The sequence below is a fragment of the Methanomassiliicoccus sp. genome (assembly GCA_033485155.1).
Classification (GTDB): Archaea; Thermoplasmatota; Thermoplasmata; order Methanomassiliicoccales; family Methanomassiliicoccaceae; genus UBA6.
On sequence record JAWQJJ010000002.1, the window covers coordinates 496,881 to 516,125 of the forward strand.

The following is a 19,245-nucleotide window of genomic DNA, read 5'->3' on the forward strand; positions in this document are numbered from 1 at the left end:
GCGATATCCCGATCTCCTTTTAATCCATCCCAAGTCTGGGGCCAGAGGGACGTAGCGATTACCCCGGGAGCAGGTCCGATCTTCATTATCGACTGAGCAGTAGCTCGAAAGCTGGAGGACATTGGCATGCTGGAGATCGACGAAATGGTGACTGGCCGACCTTCAACCAGTGGATTAGGGAGTTCAAGAACGTCGACCCGATGGTCCTACCACGGGGCCTGTCCAGCTTCCAGGCGCTCACAAAAAGCAAGAACGGTCGCTTATCCGAGCGAAGAAATGATGATTAGGTTCGAAGGGTAGCCCGGGCGGTTCACCGCCACGGGTAGTGCCTTCCTCTCTTTTCAGCCCAGTTCTCGATGCCGTGCTCCCGGATCATCTGATGATTATGCTCAATGGTCTTTCCGTGGAACCGCTTCAGGGCCGCCAGCTTCATGCATTTCGCGCTGTCCCCGCACTCCCAGCATCCCCGGTAACCCTTCTGCTTGACGCAGTCCCGGATGATGCATACCTTCTTTCCTCCGCCGGTGGCGCAGGGACCCTTGCACTCGATCGCCTCGATCTCATCCAGCACCCGTATGAAAATGGGATAGTCTAGGAGCTTACCGTAAGCTTGGGAACGGAGGTACGCATACTGGTCGAACTGTACCTCGTCCAGCGCCTTCTTCAGCTCCTCTACCGCGAGGAAAACCCGTTTGTCGTGAGGGATGCAATCGCCGCAATAAAGGCCACAGTAAGAGGTCCGATCGTTAGATTCTGACATGTTGCTCGGACCCCAAGCTTCGCCTCGGTGTTTGAACCTTTCGCAACCAGGTGACGGTTCTAGGAGGATGGCTTACCGACTTCGTCTCCCGACTGTTCTGTTTCCATTTCCTTGGCGATCGTTCTCTGGTGGAAGTCCCGGGAGCTTACGTCGAGGCCCCACTCCTTCATGAAGGTATCCAGCCACCAGTAGAGATCGTGCTTCTTGATCACTGACCTCAGGGCCTGAACATGCCTGCTGCGTTCCTCCGGAGTCATGGTGAGCGCCCTGAGGATGGCCTTGGCGCTCATCTCCACGTCGTATGGATTGACGATCAGGGCGGCGCCCATCTCCTCGCTGGCCCCGGCGAACTCGCTGAGGATGAGAACCCCCTGGTCGTTCAGAGTAATGTACTCCTTGGCCACCAGATTCATCCCGTCGATCACCGGGGTGATCATGGCCACATCGGCGATCATGTAGTACATCATCAAGTCATCCGGTGTGACGTATCTGTTCATGTAGATTATCGGCGTCCAGTTCGGCTGCTGGAACCGCCCGTTAACCCTACCCACGGTCTCCTCGACCTGTCTCTTCATTTCCCGGTACTCGGTGATGACCTCGCGGGTGGGGGATGCGACCTGGATGAACGACACTTTGCCGATGAACTTGGGATTGCTTTCCAAGAACCGCTCGAAAGCGAGGAAGCGATTCAAGATGCCCTTGGTATAGTCCAGGCGGTCGACCCCGAATATCACGTGTGGTATATCCATCCGCCGGCGCAACCTGGCCGCCCTACGTCTGATGCTTTCGCTCTTGCCACGGGCCATGTACTCATCATAATCGATCCCCAGGGGAAAGGGCTTGACCATGGTGACCCGTCCGGCGAGCTCCACCGCCGAATCAGTGACCGATGCCTCCGGGAACTCCCGCTTGATGGTGGCAAGGAAATTGGCCGAGTAGGCAGAGGTATGGAATCCTATGAGGTCAGAGCCCAGCAGCCCCTTGAGCAGCTCCTTCCTCCACGGTATGCAGGAGAAGGTCTCTACCGAGGGGAACGGGACGTGCCAGAACAGGGCGATATTGGCATCCGGTAACGCTTCCCGCACCATGGAGGGTACTAGGCAATAGTGGACGTCCTGCACCCACAGGCGTCGGTCCTCGCCCAGCTCTTCGACCGCCGCAGCCGCGAACTTGGCGTTCACTTTCTTGTACGTCTCCCAATAATCCTTCTCGAACAGAGCGTTCTCCTGGAACATGTGGCACACCGGCCATATGACCCGATTGCTGAACCCATAGTAGTAATCGGCCACCTCCTTGGTGGTAAGCCATATTCTCCTCAGGACGTACGAAGGATTTTCGGGCGGAACGAGGATCTTGCCACCGGCGTCGGACGTCTCCATGTCCGCGCTCCCGCTTCCCCAGGCGATCCAGGTCCCCCCGGTGGACCGCATCACGGGGTCCAACGCCGCCACCAACCCTCCGGTCGGTACCCGACATCGGATCCCTCTCTTGGTCCGTTCGTGTATGTATGGTTCCCGGTTCGACATCAGGACAATCCTGTTGTTGTTCATTGGACCCAGTTCCAATAGCCAAGCCACGGGTATTTAACATGGCAGTTTCCTCGGCCCCGTTATCATCCCATTGGAATCATTAATTATCAATAAGGATAACAGACAGATAACGTTATTATGTCCTTGTCAGGGTGGTGAAACGTCAAATGCTCGCTGTGACCCACCTGGCCTTGGCCCTCGTGCTCATCTCTCTGTTTCGTCTGGACCGCAACAATGCCTTTGCGGTTCTGCTGTTCGGAGTGTTCATCGACCTCGACCACACCTTTGGAATGGTCGAGTTCGTGGCTCGGGAGGGGATATCTCATTCCATGGACTACAAGGCCGCGATGGCCACTAACATTCAATGGAAGAGCATGTTCCACAGCCCCGAGGCGGTGGTGCTGATCGGCCCGCTTTCCATCTCGTACAAGTATGCGCTGCCGTTCGTAGCCTGGGGCGCCCACCTCGCCATGGACTATGCCCAAATGAACTATCTGGGGGTGATGTCGATCCCCGAGTTCCTGTTCCTGGGCCTGCTGGTCGTGGCCCTTGTCGGATTGGAGCTCAGGGAACGGCGCAGGACCGTTCCCGGTACGACCCTCAACGGCCTCCTGTTGTGGGAGGCACAACGTTTGAAGGTATGGGCCAGCGAGCTTCCCGGAGTAAGCTCCTTCAGAAAGTTGATAGGACCTCTACGAACCTCTTCGTGAACTCGCGAGTGCCCATCAGTCCGCCGGCGTCGGCGGTCCTTATGTCTTGGCCCAGGGCCTCGGTCACCGCGCCTTCGATCCGATCGGCCTTCGCCCCCATCTTCAAGTACCGGAGCATCATTGCCGCCGAGAGGATCGCCGCCGTTGGATTCGCTAGGTCCCGCCCGGCGATGTCGGGAGCAGACCCATGGGTCGGTTCGAAGAGTGCGAAGCGGTCGCCCAGGTTGACAGATGGGGCGAAGCCCAGCCCCCCGGTCAAGGCAGCGGCCTCATCGGATAGAATGTCACCGTAAAGATTGAGGGTGACCAGGCATTCCAGCTTACGGGGCTGTAGGACCATGGCCGCCGCCGCGGCGTCAACCAGAAGATCCCTGGCCTCCAGGTTTGTGCTTTTCACCTGCTCCCGGAAGATCTCCCGGAACATGCCATCGGACTTCCTGAGGACATTGCTCTTGTGCACGCAGGTAATGCTCCCAAGACCCTTTTCCCGACAGACCGAGATCGCCCTATCCACGATGCGCTGGCAAGCTTTTCGGGTGACCCGCCTCTCTGTCACCACGCCTTCCTCGTCCTCCCGTTCCACGCCGGTGTACATCCCTTCGGTGTTCTCCCGCACGATGACCGTGTCGAGGTCGACCAACCCAATGGAGGGGTGCCATCGGCGCACCGGCCTGATGTTGGCATAGAGATCGAAGCTTTTTCTAAGGTAGAGGAGGGGGGAACGGTACGATGGATCATAGGTGACCGGGGAGGTTATCGCTCCGAAGATGGCGGCATCGCTCCCCCGGAGGAGCTCGATCGTTGCCTCCGGGAGATAGGATCCAGTCGCCTGGAAGCACGATAGGCCCATACCTGCCTCCGCCATCTCCAGGGGAGCGTCCACCGCCCGCAGCACCTCAAGAGCGGCAGCGATGACCTCGGGGCCTATTCCGTCCCCGGGGATCACCGTTACCTTTTTCATCGCCGGTCCAGCCTCTCTAGCAGGCTAGCTACAATGAACGGCAGGGTGATGGTGGCATCGCCCTCCACGGTCACGTGGTCAGCGTTCTCCTTGACCTTGCCCCACGAGACGGCCTCCCTTACCTGCGCCCCGGACAGGGAGCCATCGTACTCCACGGCGGTGGTCAGGTACACCGCGTGGTCCAGGCCGCCGCGGAACTGGTTCCACCAGATGGTGTGATGCTTGGAAATGCCCCCTCCGATCATGAGGGCCCCGCTCTCCTTGGCGTCGAAGACCATATCCATGAGGTCCTGCTCGTCCTGGAAGAGATCGACCTTGAGCTTGCGGTGATCCTGCCAGTACATCCACAGCTGGCTGCCGAAGGACCCATCGGTGATCCCCGGGATGAACATGGGGACCTTGTTGCGATTGCACCAGTGCACGAGCGAATCCTCGTCGTCGATCCTAGCCCCGACCTGGTCCACGATCTCGCGGGTGGATATAGAGTCACGGTCCTTGAGGATCTCCTTGAACATCGGGCCCAGCTTCCTCTCGAGCACCACGCCATAACTGGAGTTGGGCACCAACACGTTCCCCAGCCGGTTCAGTCCCTCCTGGTGGAGCTTCACGTCGTCCATGAGGAAATCTCCATGGTAGTAGCTCTTCCAGGTCCTTGCCAGGTCGTGGTCCAGAGTCCCGCAGGTGGTGATGATGGCGTCGACCAGGCCCCGTTTGACCAACTCGACGATGACTCCCCGGGTCCCGGTGGCCATGATGCAGGCCGGGAAGGAGAGGAATGTGGTGCACCCATCCTTCCGTACCATCTTCTCCATGATGTCCACCGCCTCTGACATCTTCCTCCCGGTGAAGCCCCCAGACTGCCTGAGCTGGACCATGAGCGCGTCGACCGTCATGCCCGATTCGTACTTGATATCCTTGACCGGTCTCTTTGCTTTCATATGATGATCTCCATTAGAGGGTGGAAAGCAATTCCATGGGCCTAGATATAAATTGGCATCAACCGGACGTCAAGCCGCCCTCGGTCGAGGCTGGGCCCGTGCCCGACCCCTCGCTTGCCGGCCCCAGCACCCGGTCCCAGCTCTCCAGCTGCTCGTTCAGGAGCTGACGGGTGGAGGCCTCGTCACCGTTATTGTTCAGCACCCTCCACCCTTCGGACAGCATGAGGATCTTCTCCCGACCCTTGTTCAGCGCGGGGAGGTTCTCGAACATCTCCTCCCGGTCATCCCGCTGCGCAATGCGGTGCAAGGCTTTCTCCGGATCGATGTCCACCAGCAACAACCTCTCCGGGACCGGCAGCACCTTGGCGAAGACATCGTACCCCTGCCGGGCGAACCGCTTGGGGAGGTACGCGGTTCCCATGAGGTAGCGGACGAACACCAGATCGTCATACTTCTCATACTCTGTCCTAATTTTGGCCACCGATATGAGGACGTCCAGGACGTAGAACGCGGTGGATATCACGAACATTATCGGTCCTCGTTCCTGGAGGGCCCGCCTGGACATGCGCCCGGCCCGGCGGTCGGAGGGGTGCACCTGCACGTACACGCGGTCCCCCCTGGCCTCGTAGTGCTCCTTTATCCATCTTGCCACCGTGCTCTTGCCCGATCCATCGAGGCCGTCGACTACAATCCAACGCTTCACGGGACGCCCGCCTCCAGCAAGTATTGCACTGCCAGCACCAGTCCGGCGGTTAGGAATGGGACGATGAGGTTGTCATACTCGCCGGGCGAGTACAGCTCTACGAACGCCACGAACGCTCCGACCAGGGCGGAGAGGGCGATCGCTTCCGAGATGGTGTACGGAAAGACGTTGAGAGTGGGTATGAATCCGCCGAGATAAGTATAGAAGCTAATTACGGCCAGGGTTGCCCCGAAGGTCCCCCCGGCCACCGCCGCGGTGCCGATGTAGCTCTTGTTCCCCCTGAGTTTGCGCCTGCCATATCGCTTGCCGATGAGGCCGCCGATCCCGTCGCCGTAAGACATGGCGACGATGGCGATGCTGGCCACCAGGCGGTCGTCGAACAGCACGAAGGCCAAGATGGTCCAGGAGATCGCGTAGAACACCAGGCCATATCCATGCCCCTCAGCGCTGGCCATCTTAAGGAAGGTGTTGTCGAGCCTGCGGACCGGAGAGTGGGGGGTAAGGAGAAGGAGCATGAAGATGAAAGGGGCCGCGGCCAGGAAGGCCATGACGTACCGGGAATCAAAGACCCACCAGAACAGAACGATATTGCCGACCAGGATGTGGATGACCTTGCGGAAACCGCTCCCATCCGGCCATCTCCTCTTGGCCAGAGTGGCGATGACCACGACCAGGATGACGTAACCGTACACCATCAAGAGACCTAAGATGTCCCCAGTGCTCAACATGTCTCGCGGAGAACGGTCTGTCAGTAGTTATATCTTATCGGACTCATCAAACTGACCAGTAGGCAGCTTGAGCCCGTTGGTGACGCTACCAGGGAACCGGCGGCAAGAGGTAAAATAGAATCCGCAGCATCCAGTGGACGGTGTAACCCTGATCGAGATGGCTCTCCTGATCGTCGCCGTGGTCATAGTGACGTTGTTCTTCGCTTTCACCAATGGCTTCCAGGATTCCAGCGCCACCGTGGCCACGATGGTGGCGTGCCGGGCGGCCACCCCCCGCACAGGAGTGGTCTATTCGGCCGCCTTCGGCTTCCTCGGAGTGATGCTGGGGGGGAGCGCGGTGGCTTTCACCATCGAGAACCTGGTCACCGTCAGTGACCCCGACCTTTTCGTCCAGATCCTCCTTTCCGCGGTGCTGAGCGCGGCATCCTGGAACATCATCACCTGGTGGTTCGGACTGCCCTCTTCATCCACCCACGCCCTGGTCGGTGGGCTGGTGGGCGCCGGGGTGGCCGGAGCGGGCGCGAGTAGCATAGACTGGGGCTTCGCCGAACTGTCATCGGGGCAGGTCGTCGGCCTGGTAAAGGTACTTCTGTTCCTTGTGCTCTCGGTGGCCATCGGCTTCGCCGCCGGGTTCGCGGTCAAGCGGGGGAGCATGATCGCCCTGAGGAACGCCAAGCAATCTATTAACCGCCCTATCCGCCGTGCCCAGTATGTCACCACAGCGGTCCTGGCCTTCGCTCACGGGGCCAACGACGGTCAGAAGCAGATGGGCATCATCGCCATCGCCCTGGCCTCCGGTGGCCTCATCGCCGCCCAGGAGATACCTCTATGGGTCCGATTGCTGACAGCCATCGCCATCGCCATGGGCACCATCGGGGGAGGATGGAAGATCATGAAGACCCTGGGCCGTAAGATATACCCGATCAAGGCCATCGACAGCCTGGACTCCCAGCTGGCGTCATCGTGCACGATCCTTCTGTCCACGGCTGCCGGTGCGCCAGTATCGTCGACCCAGGTCGTCGCATCCAGCGTCATGGGGGTGGGGGCGGGGGAACGTGTCAAGATGGTCCAGTGGTCGGTGGGGAAGCATATGGTCATCTCATGGTTGCTGACCATCCCCGCCTCGGCGATGGTGTCGGCGCTCCTGTTTAATATCCTCAGGTTGCTCTTGGGAGGTTGAGGAAGGTCATGGAAGGCAGCAAGAACAAGGAGAAAGGCAAGTTGCTCGATTCCATCTTCCCCCCGAAATACGATTTCCTGGGAATGTTGTTCCACCAGGCCGAGCTGACCGAAGCGGGGGTGAGGGCGCTGAACGCCTGGATGATCAAGGGTGATCTTTCCCATCCGCCGACCGAGGTAGAGGAGATCGAGCGGCAGGCCGACGATGCCCGCCGGTACATGGAGGGCCTGCTTCTAGAAGCGTTCTCCACCCCCTTTGACAGACAGGACATATACTCATTCTCAAGGCAGATGGACAACATCCTCAACTTCTGCCTGTCCACCGCGGTGGAGATGAGGGCCTTCGGGGTGGCCCCCGACAAGCCGACCAAGAACATGGCCGCCGCCCTTCAGCGGGGGACCGAGATGGTCAAGGATGCGGTCATGATCATGCCCAAGGATCCCGCCCGGGCTCAAGCCATGATCCGAGAGATGAGGAGGAACGAGAGCGAGATCGAGAAGACCTACGTCGCTGACCTGGCTGTCGTGTTCTCCAGCAGTGACCCGATCGAGGCGATGAAGAAGCGAGAGGTTTACCACCATCTCAAGGACGCTGGTCGGGCGCTGAGCATTACTATCGACATCCTGCACCGTATTATCGTGGAGATGGGGTAGGCATGTTCGACGCGGTGGATCTGTCCAAGAAGATGAAGAAGGAGGAGTACAAGGCTGTCGTGCCTCCTCTCAAGGAAAAGCTGGGGGAGCTGCAGCGGAGGGTGCACGCCGCGGGCATCCCCGCGATGGTGGTCTTCGAAGGCTGGGAACCGATGAGCATGGCCTCGGTTATCAACAAGGTCCTGCTGCCTCTGGACCCTCGCGGTTTCTCCTATCAAAATACCACCGCCCCCGAGCGGTTGGAGAGGCAGATGCCGTTCATATGGCGGTTCTGGATGCGGACCCCGTGGAGGGGGAGCATTGCCATCTTCGATCGCTCTTGGTACTCCCGAACGGTCACCGAGTGCCTCGACGAGGGCAAGTGCAAGAGCCTGCCCCAGGAGATGATCGATGATATCAATCGGTTCGAGGAGCTTCTCGCCGATGACGGAACGGTCATCATCAAGCTATTCTTGCACACCAGCAAGACGGAGGACCGCAAGTCTAGCCATAAGGCATCCCCCGAGGCCTGTGGCCTTCTGACCGAGGACCTGGACTCAGAGAGGCTATTCCGAAAGCACCTCCCTCTGCTGGAGGAGATCATGCAGCGCACCGATACCGCCCATGCTCCCTGGATTATCGTAGAGTCCGATGACCCGGAATATGCTGAGGTCAAGGTCCTGCGCAACATCGTCGATCGGCTGGAGACGGCGCTGACCCGACCGGCGGTGAAGGAGACGGTGCCGGGAGCGGTCATGGGTACATCTCCACGGGCCAAGATCGATCTCTCCGTCAAGCTCTCCGACGATGATTACAAGGACCGGTTAGACAAGCTTCAGAACAAGATTCGGGAGGCTCAATGTGAACTCTTCCGCAAGAAGAAGCGGCTGGTCGTGGTGTTCGAAGGCCGGGACGCTTCGGGCAAGGGCGGCAACATTAACCGGCTGGCCCAGGCCATGAACCCCCGGACCTATGAGGTGGTGCCGACGGGTGCGCCGGACGATATGGAGCTGGCGCATCATTACCTATGGCGTTTCTACCGCCGCCTGCCCCTGCCCGGACACATGAGCATCTTCGACCGTTCGTGGTACGGGAGGGTGCTGGTGGAGCGGGTGGAGGCGCTGACCCCGGAGGCGAACTGGAGAAGGGCCTACCGGGAGATCAATGAATTCGAACGATGGCTAGTGGATAACGAGACCATCGTGGTGAAGCTATGGCTGGAGGTCGACAAGGAGACCCAGCTGAAGAGGTTCATAGAGCGGGTGGACGATCCGCGGAAGACCTGGAAGATTACCGCCGACGACTGGGCCGCAAGGGAGAAATGGGACCGGTACACCGAGGCCATCGACGAGATGCTCGAAAGGACCTCCTCCGCCCATGCTCCGTGGACGGTGATCGCGTCCAACGACAAGAACCACTCCCGGGTGGAGACGATCAGGACGATCGTCGATGCCGTGGAGCGGGCGCTTTGACGAGTTATTTCGTAAAATGATATTTGTATCTCGAATAATTGATAGCCAGCCCTGAGTCAGACGTTATTCTTGGGCTAAGAATCAATATATAGATGAATCTTAATTATGCCCCCCAACCTGAGAGAGGTTCTAATTATGGCTATAGAGATCGACGCCTGGGTATATCTAATACCAATAGCTGGCGTAATTGGCCTTTTGGTCGCGTACCTCCTGACACGGTATATCTTCAGGAAGGACACTGGCACCCCGGACATGAAAGCCATCGGGGACGCCATTCGCGAAGGGGCTATGGCCTATTTGGCCCGCCAGTATAAGACGATTGCTATCATTAGCGTGATTGTAGGAATAATCATCGCTATCGGGATAAGAATGGAGGTCGGCATCGCGTTCCTTCTGGGTGCTTTCTTCTCCGCCCTGTCCGGCTACATCGGCATGTACGTGTCGGTGAACAGCAACATCCGGACGGCCAGCGCGGCGAGGAGGACCCTTAACGAGGCGCTCCAGACCTCTTTCCGCGGCGGCGCTGTGTCCGGCATCGCCGTGGTTGCCCTCAGCCTTCTGGGTGTGGCGGGCATCTTCTTCCTATACCTGTTCTTTGTTGTCCCCACTCCCAACATTGCCGATGTGCCGACTGGCTACACCGTTCAGTCCTGGCAAGTGGTGGAGACCCTGAACCTTGCCGTTGGCTACGCCTTCGGTGCGTCCTTTGCTGCACTGTTCGCCCAACTGGGCGGAGGTATCTACACCAAGGCCGCCGATGTCGGTGCTGACCTTGTCGGCAAGGTCGAGGCCGGTATTCCCGAAGATGACCCCCGTAACCCCGCCGTCATTGCTGACCTCGTCGGCGACAACGTCGGCGACTGCGCCGGTCGTGGTGCTGACCTGTTCGAATCCACCGCCGCCGAGAACATCGGTGCGATGATCCTCGGTGCCGCCATCTTTGGTATCACCGGTAACATTGACTGGGTATTCTTCCCGCTGGTTGTACGTGCCTTCGGTCTGCTAACTTCCCTTATCGGGATCATGACCGTCAAGCTGAGGAACGAGAGCGAGGAGCCGATGAAGGCCCTCAACCGTGGTTACTATATCTCGGCCATTCTTGGCGCCATCGGTTTCTACATCATCACCGACCAGATGCTCGGAGCTTGGCAATTCTTCGTCTGCGGGATCATTGGTATCGTTCTGTCCATCGCTATCGTGTACATCACTCAATACTACACTGCTGGCGAGTACAGGCCGGTCCGTGAGATCGCCAAGGCCTCTGAGACCGGCCCGGCCACCAATATCATCACCGGGTTCTCAATCGGTCTGGAGACCACCGCGATGCCTATCATCGCCATCGCCATCTCCCTTCTGGCCGCCTACTTCCTGGGCCAGGATGCGTCCCACTATGTGGCCATGCCTGCCGGAACCAACATAGCTAACGCCGAGTTCATCTTTGGCCTGTTTGGTACCGCGGTCGCCACCATGGGTATGCTCGCCACCGCCGCCTTTGTCCTCGCTATGGATACCTTCGGACCCATCACCGACAACGCTGGTGGTATCTGTGAGATGTCCAAGCAGCCCGAGGAGATCCGCGTCAGGACCGACAGGCTCGATGCGGTCGGCAACACCACCAAGGCGCTCACCAAGGGGTACGCCATGGGCTCTGCGGCCCTCGCCGCTTACCTGCTGTTCGCTGCCTACTTCCAAGAGGTAGCGGTCAAGCTGGACCTGCCCCTGCTGGATGTCTTCAAGGTCGACATCGCCCAGCCCCCGGTATTCGCTGCTGCTCTGATCGGCGCCATGCTGGTCTTCCTGTTCTCCTCCCTCGCCATCCGCGCCGTGGGCAAGGCTGCCTACGACATGATCAACGAGGTCAGGAGGCAGTTCAAGGAGAAGCCCGGCATCCTCGCCGGAACGGAGAAGCCCGACTACGCCCTGTGCGTCGACATCTCAACCAAGGGTGCCCTTAAGGCCATGGTCCTCCCGGCCATGTTGCCGGTCGTGGTCCCGGTGGCCGTCGGCCTCATCTGGCGCTACGCCTACCCCGACGCGACCAACCAGATCGCGGTCCAGGCGGTCGGCGCGTTCCTGATGGTCGCCACCATCGCTGGTATCCTCATGGCCACCGTTCTCAACAACGGTGGCGGTGCCTGGGACAACGCCAAGAAATACGTGGAGACCGGACACCACGGCGGTAAGAAGAGCCCCGCTCACGCCGCTGCGGTCGTCGGTGACACCGTCGGTGACCCCTTCAAGGACACCGCCGGTCCGTCCCTGCACGTGCTGGTGAAGCTACTCTCCACCATCACCCTGGTCTTCGCCGGGCTGTTCATCATCATGTAAGATGATGAATTCCAAACCCTTTCTTTTTCATTTCATCCAGCATATTTGTAATATATATCGAGAAACCTCAGCTTTATATACGAGTTGGCTTATCCCACAATCATCGTTCGAGGCCACGCTATGTATCTATTGACAACGAAGGAGAAGGTCGTGCGCATCCCGCCGGAGCGGCTGGGCGAGGACCTCACTGACGTTATAAACCAGCTGAGCTGGGAGTCCTTCGAGGGCAAGATCGAGGGTTCTGACTCGCTCACCCTTCTTGTATCCCACGTCGAACCGGTGGGACAGGGGCGCATCGTCCACGGTGACGGCGCGATCTATCAGAAGGTCAAGTTCGACAGCATCATTTTCCGCCCCCAGTTGCAGGAGGTCATCGAGGGGACCGTGGTAGAGGTCCTAAAGTTCGGTGCCTTCGTCAGGTTCGGGCCGCTGGATGGATTGCTTCATATAAGCCAGATAATGGACGATCGCATCGATATCGACTCCGAGAACGGCAGGCTGCTGGGCAAGGACACCAAGCGTGACCTGAAGGTCGGGGACAAGGTGCGGGCCCGTATCGTCGCTCTTAGCCTCAACGAGAGAAGTCCTCGCGAATCCAAGATCGGCCTCACCATGAGGCAGCCCGGCCTCGGCAAGATTGAATGGATCGAGGAGGAAAGGAAGAAGACGAGCGGAGGTGCGGCATGAAGCTGCAGAAGGCGTGCAAACATTGCAGCTTCATAACCGAGGAAGATACTTGCCCTCTGTGCAACAACCCGACCTCCAGGGACTGGCAGGGCTACGTGATCATCGTGGACCACACCCGGTCGGAGATCGCCAAGCGGATGGGTATCAATGTCAACGGAAAATTCGCCCTCAAGGTGCGCTGAACTGCGGTGTCCCCGCAGAGGATGGCGGTTACCCGAAAATATGAGGGAACAGCTGGCTTCCGGTTTTGGTCGGATGGTCGATCTCAAGGACCTCCGGGCCCAGACCGAAGGATGCCAGCTCCTTTTGGCGGTGGGCGATATGGTATCATTCACTCTGCTGGATAACGGTTTCGAGCCGGACCTTGTCATATATGACCTCATGACCGAGCGCAGGTCGTACACCTCTCTAGCGACCAAGCTCGATCGGATGAAAGGGGTCAGCGCCAAGGTCGCGAACCCAGCGGGGCAGATAACCACCGAGCTGGTGCGGGAGATCGCGCTGGCTCTTGATCGCAACGTTCCAACGAAGCTCTTGGTCGAGGGCGAGGAGGACCTGGCCGCATTGGCCTGCGTGGCAATGGCTCCTCCAGGCTCCTGCCTGATTTATGGTGTGCCCGGTAAGGGCATGGCCATGCTCAGGGTCGACGAGGACGCCAGGTGCCAGGCCAGGTCTATGATATATTCGATGGAGGAATTGAATTGAAGCTAGAGATCGTCAGCAAGAACGAGAACAAGACCATGGACCGGTTCGAGGTCAAGTTCAAGACCGAGCACAACGGGGAAGCTTCCCCCAACCGGGATGCCGTGCGCACCGCCCTGGCTGGTTCCATGGGCGTGCAGAAGGAGCGCGTAGTGGTTTCGAACATGGCCTCCAAGTACGGCACCGGTGCCAGCGAGGGTAACGCTAACGTCTACAGCTCTGTCGAGGGCGCCAAGACCCATGAGAAGAACTTTGTCTTGGTCCGCAACGGACTAGCTGAGAAGAAGGCCAAGAAGCCCAAGACTGTGGCCAAGAAGAAGAAGTGAGGTGATCTAGATGGCAAAGGATGAGAAGGCGGCCGCCGGAGCGGCGGACAAGAAGCCCGAGGGAAAGAAGGACGCCGGTAAGGGCGCTGCCAAGAAGGGCGCACCGGCCAAGAGCGAGGCCACCTCCAAGAAGGACAAGTACTCTGTCGAAGGCGGGAAGCTCGAGCGCAAGGGCCGGAACTGCCCCAAGTGCGGCCCAGGTGTGTTCCTAGCCGAGCACAAGGACCGCAACGCCTGCGGCAAGTGCGGCTACACCGAGTTCAAGAACAAGAAGTAATCCCTTTCCAAACCCCCTTTCCATATCTCTTTTCTTCTCCAGCGCCCCTGGGTCCATCCATAAATAGAGGTAATGACTCCGGCCCACTGAAATGCGGTGCGGATTCATCGGCTATGGCAACATGGGGAGCGCGGTGGTCAATGCCCTCCTCCACGACGGCTCTCTCAAGGAGTGCGAGGTCAAGGTCTACAATCGGACCGCCGGGCGCCTAGATGGGTTGCGTTCGGAATTCCCCGGAGTCAGCATCGCGGCATCTATGGGCGAGGCGGTACAAGGGGTGGATGCGGCGTTCATCTGCGTCCACAGCCCTATCGTTCCCCAGGTCCTGGCTGAGGTTCGCGAGTCCCTTGTTCGAGGGGTCCATCTCATTACAATCAACGGAGGGGTCTGGATCAACGACCTGGAAGCAGAGTATGGCGGGCCGGTGAGTAAGGTGATTCCATCCGTCACCATCGAGACCGGTCGGGGGTTCACCCTCATCTCTCACGGCCGGAAAGTGTCGACCGCTCAAGCCAATGCCTTGGAGTCACTATTCTCCCGGTCCAGCCGAGTCAAGGTGCTGCCGGAGGATCAGTTCGGTATCTGCACCGATCTCACCAGTTGTGGCCCTGGCCTGCTGGCCATGATGATGGATCAGCTAGCGGCGTCTGGGGCGCGGTCCGGGAGCATCGATCCCCGGGAGGCCATGGACATGGTGGCGGAGACCATGCTGGGTACCGCCCTAGTACTGGCTGACAGGGGGCGGTCCCCCGCCATGCTGGTGGAGAGGGTCGCCACCAGGGGTGGCATCACCGAGCAGGGCCTTAGGGTACTGGAGAGCGAGCTGCCCGGGACCTTCGACCGCATGTTTGCCGCCACCCGGCGGAAGAGGGCAGAGGTAACGAGGCCCATAGCTGATACCGACTCCGACGAAGGAAAGCGTCTGTGAATGCAGCTCTGGTCAGGCAATCTTTATTAACACCTTTTCCATCAGATAGCTGGGACTCGTAGTGTAGCTTGGATATCACTGAGGCCTCCGGTGGACCCTTTCGGTCCAGGGAAAGCCTCGAACGGGGGTTCGAATCCCCCCGGGTCCGCCTTTCTCTATACCCAGATATCTGTTTGTCAATAGAAGGTTCTTGTGCGGTTATTAAGCTAGTTTTTGTACGGCATCTTGAGCCGCTTGCTGGCTTGTTGCTGCCACCTAGGTTGATAGAGAGGATGACCGCATCGCCGGTTCGACCATGGATGGAACAAGTATCGGGTATCGGAAGCTTCCCCTTGGAACGTGGATGACGAACCTCACCCCCTGTCCCGATATTCCGTCCTCGATGATGGTCATCCCACTATGCCCAAGTATCTCCTTGGAAAGGAAGAGTCCGAGACCACTGTCGGTTCCCCCGCCCTTGGTGAACAGCAAAGGTCTCATGTTCTCACTAATGCCTTTCCCGTCGTCGGTATAGACGACATAGATGCCATCCCCCTCCTCTTTCACCGCAAATGCCAGGCTCTGCACCTTCCCTCCGTGGACTATAGAGTTCTGCATGAGATTGTACAACACCTTCTCTAAAAGGAGGTCAGCTAGGATGTCCACCCCCTTGGTGTCCACATTGAGGCGCGCTTCCTTGAGGTCCAGGGTCGACGCTGCGCTCCTGATCTTCTCCTCGAGGTCCTGCCACACTGGGGTTCGCCTCCTCATCTCCTGGTAGTCGCGGGCGAACTGCATGAGCTTCTGGATATTGGAGGCAGCCTGATAGCTGGCATCGATATGTTTCTTTACCCCAACCTGATCACACTTGCTACCTGCGAGGGCCAGGTGGCCTTCGATGATCGTCAGTTGGTTAAGCACATCGTGCCTGGTAATCGTGTTCATAAGATCCAGGGTGCGCTTGGCAGTCTGGGCTTCGGCCTCCGCCCTGCGCTGTGCTGTGATTTCCCGAAGTGTGATTGATTTTCCCACCAGCCGGCCGGCGTAGTCGACGATCGGTAGCATGGTCACATCGAACAGCCGCCCGGGGACGATCTCGTGGACCTCTTCCAATGATGCAGATGTCTCTTTCTTGCCGGAGAGTACGTCTTGGGGAAAAGCTGGAAGAAGGTCCAGGATTTTGTCCTCATACGGGGTCGCCTTCCTCTGGCAGAGGGACTCGGCGGCAGGGTTCAGGTACAAGAGGGTATCTTCGTCATCAAGGATGAGGATCCCGTTCGGTGAAACGCTCCAGAGCCGGGTGAACTCGAACGGCACCATGGAGAAGATCTCGAAGCTGAACGCTCCCAAGAACAAAAGAAGGTCTGCGGCGAGGAAGCCGGAGGTGAAGACAACACCCCCTGGTACTGTGGACAATGCAGCGAAATTGATGAACACCGGAGCCACGGCTATGACTGCTGCCAGACATGTGATTCCCACTCTGGTGCGGTGAGCATTGGAGGTACGGACTAAGGTGATGGCGAGATATATGATCCCGGCGAGCAGGATCACTGCAGCATACGCGAGGTAGGCGTAGAAGAAGGGCCCATAGTCAGCATGAAATGACAGGTAGTAGTCGGAGGATACCTCTGTACTCAGATAGAATAAATGATGCATTGGGTTGGTAACGACGGCCAGGACCACCAGAATCGACGGAACCCCAAGAGCTGCCAGCAACCGACGGTCGGTCTTAACGTTCCTCGAGTACTGCACGGAGAACAGGAAGAACGAGGCTATGGCCCCAGCATATCCAACGTATTCAATGTTGTTCCACAACAGCTTGGTATCCATTGCCTCGGAGGCGACCTCCATGGTGTAGCCCCACAAGATTACCAGCTGGGACATCATAAGAAGCGTGAATGGCCTCCGGTAATCCCTGCGACTCCTCCCCCAGACCATTCCCGCTAGCGAAACGGCGATCGCCGTGAGAACGAGGCCCATGATGACCAGGGAGATATCCAGCACTGTTCTGGCACCAGTTCTAGGAAATATAATATTATTCAACTCAATGTTAATGAGTGAAAACAACTTCTTTCCGAGCAGAGAACAAACAGACAGCCGTACAGGATGGGCTATGGTCTTCAAGGACACTGCCGTTGAATGATGATTTAGCCAGAGTTACTATAGACTTGCACTTTTCAAGGGATCATCATGGAGGGGTGGAGTTAGAGTGGAGTAAAAGAGCAATCTTCAATACATCTGATCCACGAAAATCGGGTGAAAGGTATAGTCATCATCGGTGAAGACGGCATAGTATCCTGATGCTCCTGTACCATCGTACGGTCTGATGTACCAGACTGTATGGGCGTCGGCCGATTTGACCGTAAACCATGCATACGATGATGTTATGATGCCGTTTACTTCAGAAGCGTTCTCCACTGTCAGACTCTCGAACAGAGTTCCATCATCTTGACCATTGGATCCTGGGGTAGCGATCAAGGTGAAGGTTACATTCGTCCCGGCAATATCCCAGGTAACGTTCTTACCGTATAACGCCGCTTCTCTGAAGTCGGTCAGGTTGAGGTACATCGAGTGATTAACGTTCACATAGGCGAGATCGTGCCCTTTCTCGACTGGCAGGTGGACATCATCAACACCAAGTGGAGATGACTGTGGGGTTGGCACATCATCATATCGGTAGTTGAAGGGATGGGTTATAGCGAGGGCAGTGAACAGGAAGAGGAACACAATCGAGATAACGACCAGTGTTCCAGTGATCGTCTTCACTCTTATCCCACCATGCACTGAATGATCCGTTGGAATAAGAACACATTCTTTTGAAAATCAGCATCGCATGCTGTGTATCATCACGAATCGCAGGAAAGAGGCATGAGCAAAATATAAGCTAGTTAAGATAAAGTCGTATATACTGCCTCATACGATGCATGCTCCTGAACTCGCAAGAGTCCAGAAAGTGGGGAAATGGAAAATAAGAAATGGATAACTGCGTTGATTATCGTTGTCGCCGTTGTGCTGGTAGGAGCTTATGCATCGGGAATAATTTTCCCACGCAACCTATCGCACGATGTAGCCAAGGGTTCTAACGACAACAAGGACCTCTATCTATCCAAGAATAAAGAATCATTAAGGTTATATCTGCTCACTACTGCGTCCGCGATCTGAGCGATGAAGTTGCGAGGATCTGAATATCACGGATTAACTGGGCGGAAGGATGGTGATGGTTAGGTCACATTCTTGTGGATCAAGGCCGTTCGCCTAAGGTTTGAGAGGTCAGGGTGGAGATTCGATCGTGAACGATCCCTGAAGAAGGATCATTTAGACGCCTTGTCTAAAAGTCCAGCGCTGACGTTTTGGATTGAGTGGACGGACGTTAATATTCCGTTCTCGTGGGCATATCGTGCGGAGGAGTTATGGCCGTTCCGCAATGCCGCTCCGTATCGACCCCGATCAAATGTTCGTCCCTGAAGACGGGGGCGATCTCCAATAATCGCCAACATCCAATCGATCGCTCTGATCATCAGGATAATGGCTCACCCCATCCATATGGGTTTTGTAACTCAAGATGAGTCGCAGGGGAGGAGGGAAAAACTAAAGAAAATGATGGCCTTCGTGGCCAAAGGTCTTGGTAGTCATGAGTTATCGATCGAGGAAAAACGTAGGATTCCTTTATTATCATGATACTCACCTAAATAATTAAATAAAAAGAATGAAAAATGAGGCATAATATGAGTTGTGGCGCTGAGATGAATCGAGAGACCACGTCCGGCTCGATCTGCGGGGGCGTCTGGTAATGACGGACAACCCGACAGAGGAGTCATCGTTGCCTCTTCCCTCCATCGAACCACATCTCGTCCAGCATCAGAAGAGGCGCGGCCCCAGAAAGCTGATTATTGCCGTGGTGGCTATAGTGGCCCTCATAATGGTCATCGCCGTCCTGTATTCGGCCTTCGCCCCCACAATAACAGGGCAAACCATACCGACGACGACCACTTCGATCGCCCCGACCCCCATATCCACACTAGTGTACAACTATACCGTTACGAACGATAACGGCACCTACAACGTGACCGATACCGATGGTGTGCCATTCTATACCGGCGATGATGCTTCCGCAGCCATTCAGACCGCTCTTGACTCAATGACGTCGGAGAGGACGGCGAAAGAAGCCGTCCTGCTAGAAGGCGATTTCATCATCACCGAGACGATCCACATTCCCAGCTATACCATCCTGGTGCTGAACGGAACGGTCACATGGGGAAGCGACGAGACCGGATATCTGCTGGCCGCCGAGAACCAGACCTGCTTCGAGGTCCAGGGGGGGAATTGGGATGGTACTGGCGAGGAGAGGTCCACCACCTCTGATAACAATCCCATGAACCTCGCGAACTGCACCAATATGGTGATC

At 57.4% G+C, this 19,245-nt stretch carries 21 protein-coding genes and 1 tRNA gene; 14 read left to right on the plus strand and 8 right to left on the minus strand.

Features of this window, described 5'->3' with window-relative positions:
* Nucleotides 1-310 precede the first annotated feature (310 nt).
* Nucleotides 311-760, minus strand: a complete 450-nt coding sequence (locus tag SA339_05445; protein MDW5562653.1) for a DUF3795 domain-containing protein — start codon at nucleotides 758-760, stop codon at nucleotides 311-313.
* 59 nt (nucleotides 761-819) lie between these two features.
* Complete coding sequence (locus tag SA339_05450; protein ID MDW5562654.1) at nucleotides 820-2,310, minus strand: trehalose-6-phosphate synthase; 1,491 nt, start codon at nucleotides 2,308-2,310, stop codon at nucleotides 820-822.
* Between the two features lie 146 nt (nucleotides 2,311-2,456).
* Here SA339_05450 and SA339_05455 point away from each other — a divergent pair, with 146 nt between their 5' ends.
* Nucleotides 2,457-2,999 carry a hypothetical protein gene (locus SA339_05455; GenBank protein MDW5562655.1) on the plus strand — a complete coding sequence of 181 codons (543 nt, stop codon included), beginning with the start codon at nucleotides 2,457-2,459 and terminating at the stop codon, nucleotides 2,997-2,999.
* Here the strand turns inward: SA339_05455 and SA339_05460 are convergent.
* From SA339_05460 to SA339_05475, 4 genes are read right to left on the minus strand one after another with little or no spacing between them, the layout of a single operon-like run.
* On the minus strand, nucleotides 2,962-3,960 hold the full coding sequence (locus SA339_05460) for an isocitrate/isopropylmalate dehydrogenase family protein (protein MDW5562656.1): 999 nt from the start codon (nucleotides 3,958-3,960) through the stop codon (nucleotides 2,962-2,964). The two genes, SA339_05455 and SA339_05460, sit on opposite strands and share 38 nt — an antisense overlap.
* Nucleotides 3,957-4,898, minus strand: coding sequence for a deoxyhypusine synthase (locus SA339_05465; protein MDW5562657.1), 942 nt, complete (start codon nucleotides 4,896-4,898; stop codon nucleotides 3,957-3,959). The genes SA339_05460 and SA339_05465 overlap by 4 nt, the downstream gene beginning before the upstream one ends.
* A 58-nt stretch (nucleotides 4,899-4,956) precedes the next feature.
* Nucleotides 4,957-5,601 carry a thymidylate kinase gene (locus tag SA339_05470; GenBank protein MDW5562658.1) on the minus strand — a complete coding sequence of 215 codons (645 nt, stop codon included), beginning with the start codon at nucleotides 5,599-5,601 and terminating at the stop codon, nucleotides 4,957-4,959.
* The gene (locus SA339_05475) at nucleotides 5,598-6,296 is read right to left on the minus strand and encodes a hypothetical protein (GenBank protein ID MDW5562659.1); all 699 of its coding nucleotides are present in this window, start codon (nucleotides 6,294-6,296) and stop codon (nucleotides 5,598-5,600) included. The genes SA339_05470 and SA339_05475 overlap by 4 nt, the downstream gene beginning before the upstream one ends.
* A gap of 166 nt (nucleotides 6,297-6,462) precedes the next feature.
* Here SA339_05475 and SA339_05480 point away from each other — a divergent pair, with 166 nt between their 5' ends.
* The 11 genes from SA339_05480 (at nucleotide 6,463) to SA339_05530 (ending at nucleotide 15,009) form a co-directional block, all read left to right on the plus strand.
* Nucleotides 6,463-7,509, plus strand: coding sequence for an inorganic phosphate transporter (locus SA339_05480; protein ID MDW5562660.1), 1,047 nt, complete (start codon nucleotides 6,463-6,465; stop codon nucleotides 7,507-7,509).
* Complete coding sequence (locus tag SA339_05485) at nucleotides 7,506-8,162, plus strand: DUF47 family protein (protein ID MDW5562661.1); 657 nt, start codon at nucleotides 7,506-7,508, stop codon at nucleotides 8,160-8,162. Before SA339_05480 ends, SA339_05485 begins: the two co-directional genes overlap by 4 nt.
* Nucleotides 8,163-8,164: 2 nt before the next feature.
* The gene (gene pap / locus SA339_05490; GenBank protein MDW5562662.1) at nucleotides 8,165-9,613 is read left to right on the plus strand and encodes a polyphosphate:AMP phosphotransferase; all 1,449 of its coding nucleotides are present in this window, start codon (nucleotides 8,165-8,167) and stop codon (nucleotides 9,611-9,613) included.
* Between the two features lie 135 nt (nucleotides 9,614-9,748).
* The gene (locus SA339_05495; GenBank protein MDW5562663.1) at nucleotides 9,749-11,941 is read left to right on the plus strand and encodes a sodium-translocating pyrophosphatase; all 2,193 of its coding nucleotides are present in this window, start codon (nucleotides 9,749-9,751) and stop codon (nucleotides 11,939-11,941) included.
* Nucleotides 11,942-12,061: 120 nt separating this feature from the next.
* Nucleotides 12,062-12,628 carry a DNA-directed RNA polymerase gene (locus tag SA339_05500; GenBank protein MDW5562664.1) on the plus strand — a complete coding sequence of 189 codons (567 nt, stop codon included), beginning with the start codon at nucleotides 12,062-12,064 and terminating at the stop codon, nucleotides 12,626-12,628.
* The gene (spt4, locus tag SA339_05505) at nucleotides 12,625-12,810 is read left to right on the plus strand and encodes a transcription elongation factor subunit Spt4 (protein ID MDW5562665.1); all 186 of its coding nucleotides are present in this window, start codon (nucleotides 12,625-12,627) and stop codon (nucleotides 12,808-12,810) included. The genes SA339_05500 and spt4 overlap by 4 nt, the downstream gene beginning before the upstream one ends.
* Before the next feature lie 73 nt (nucleotides 12,811-12,883).
* The gene (locus SA339_05510; protein ID MDW5562666.1) at nucleotides 12,884-13,333 is read left to right on the plus strand and encodes a GTP-dependent dephospho-CoA kinase family protein; all 450 of its coding nucleotides are present in this window, start codon (nucleotides 12,884-12,886) and stop codon (nucleotides 13,331-13,333) included.
* A complete protein-coding gene (locus tag SA339_05515) occupies nucleotides 13,330-13,656 on the plus strand; it encodes a hypothetical protein (protein MDW5562667.1) in 327 nt (108 codons plus the stop codon). The genes SA339_05510 and SA339_05515 overlap by 4 nt, the downstream gene beginning before the upstream one ends.
* Nucleotides 13,657-13,666: 10 nt before the next feature.
* Complete coding sequence (locus SA339_05520; GenBank protein MDW5562668.1) at nucleotides 13,667-13,933, plus strand: 30S ribosomal protein S27ae; 267 nt, start codon at nucleotides 13,667-13,669, stop codon at nucleotides 13,931-13,933.
* Nucleotides 13,934-14,024: 91 nt separating this feature from the next.
* The gene (locus tag SA339_05525) at nucleotides 14,025-14,861 is read left to right on the plus strand and encodes a pyrroline-5-carboxylate reductase dimerization domain-containing protein (GenBank protein MDW5562669.1); all 837 of its coding nucleotides are present in this window, start codon (nucleotides 14,025-14,027) and stop codon (nucleotides 14,859-14,861) included.
* A gap of 52 nt (nucleotides 14,862-14,913) precedes the next feature.
* Nucleotides 14,914-15,009: transfer RNA gene (locus SA339_05530), tRNA-Arg, on the plus strand.
* Between the two features lie 107 nt (nucleotides 15,010-15,116).
* Here the strand turns inward: SA339_05530 and SA339_05535 are convergent.
* Complete coding sequence (locus tag SA339_05535) at nucleotides 15,117-16,844, minus strand: histidine kinase N-terminal 7TM domain-containing protein (GenBank protein ID MDW5562670.1); 1,728 nt, start codon at nucleotides 16,842-16,844, stop codon at nucleotides 15,117-15,119.
* On the opposite strand from SA339_05535, the gene SA339_05540 reads away from it, so the two are divergent.
* Nucleotides 16,822-16,983 carry a hypothetical protein gene (locus SA339_05540; GenBank protein ID MDW5562671.1) on the plus strand — a complete coding sequence of 54 codons (162 nt, stop codon included), beginning with the start codon at nucleotides 16,822-16,824 and terminating at the stop codon, nucleotides 16,981-16,983. The genes SA339_05535 and SA339_05540 overlap by 23 nt on opposite strands.
* 86 nt (nucleotides 16,984-17,069) lie before the next feature.
* On the opposite strand, the gene SA339_05545 is transcribed toward SA339_05540, so the two are convergent.
* A complete protein-coding gene (locus SA339_05545) occupies nucleotides 17,070-17,606 on the minus strand; it encodes a hypothetical protein (protein MDW5562672.1) in 537 nt (178 codons plus the stop codon).
* 1,024 nt (nucleotides 17,607-18,630) lie between these two features.
* Between SA339_05545 and SA339_05550 the strand changes: the two genes are divergently transcribed.
* The coding region (locus SA339_05550) for a hypothetical protein (GenBank protein ID MDW5562673.1) at nucleotides 18,631-19,245 on the plus strand (615 nt) is incomplete at its 3' end.

What these genes read in the sequence shown, in the direction of transcription:
- SA339_05445 (MDW5562653.1), bottom strand. Translation starts at nt 760, where the DNA reads ATGTCAGAATCTAACGATCGGACCTCTTACTGTGGCCTTTATTGCGGC.
- SA339_05495 (MDW5562663.1), top strand. Translation starts at nt 9,749, where the DNA reads ATGGCTATAGAGATCGACGCCTGGGTATATCTAATACCAATAGCTGGC.
- SA339_05510 (MDW5562666.1), top strand. Translation starts at nt 12,884, where the DNA reads ATGGTCGATCTCAAGGACCTCCGGGCCCAGACCGAAGGATGCCAGCTC.
- SA339_05500 (MDW5562664.1), top strand. Translation starts at nt 12,062, where the DNA reads ATGTATCTATTGACAACGAAGGAGAAGGTCGTGCGCATCCCGCCGGAG.
- SA339_05465 (MDW5562657.1), bottom strand. Translation starts at nt 4,898, where the DNA reads ATGAAAGCAAAGAGACCGGTCAAGGATATCAAGTACGAATCGGGCATG.
- SA339_05460 (MDW5562656.1), bottom strand. Translation starts at nt 3,960, where the DNA reads ATGAAAAAGGTAACGGTGATCCCCGGGGACGGAATAGGCCCCGAGGTC.
- SA339_05475 (MDW5562659.1), bottom strand. Translation starts at nt 6,296, where the DNA reads ATGGTGTACGGTTACGTCATCCTGGTCGTGGTCATCGCCACTCTGGCC.
- SA339_05525 (MDW5562669.1), top strand. Translation starts at nt 14,025, where the DNA reads ATGCGGTGCGGATTCATCGGCTATGGCAACATGGGGAGCGCGGTGGTC.
- pap (MDW5562662.1), top strand. Translation starts at nt 8,165, where the DNA reads ATGTTCGACGCGGTGGATCTGTCCAAGAAGATGAAGAAGGAGGAGTAC.
- spt4 (MDW5562665.1), top strand. Translation starts at nt 12,625, where the DNA reads ATGAAGCTGCAGAAGGCGTGCAAACATTGCAGCTTCATAACCGAGGAA.
- SA339_05520 (MDW5562668.1), top strand. Translation starts at nt 13,667, where the DNA reads ATGGCAAAGGATGAGAAGGCGGCCGCCGGAGCGGCGGACAAGAAGCCC.
- SA339_05450 (MDW5562654.1), bottom strand. Translation starts at nt 2,310, where the DNA reads ATGAACAACAACAGGATTGTCCTGATGTCGAACCGGGAACCATACATA.
- SA339_05540 (MDW5562671.1), top strand. Translation starts at nt 16,822, where the DNA reads ATGACCAGGGAGATATCCAGCACTGTTCTGGCACCAGTTCTAGGAAAT.
- SA339_05455 (MDW5562655.1), top strand. Translation starts at nt 2,457, where the DNA reads ATGCTCGCTGTGACCCACCTGGCCTTGGCCCTCGTGCTCATCTCTCTG.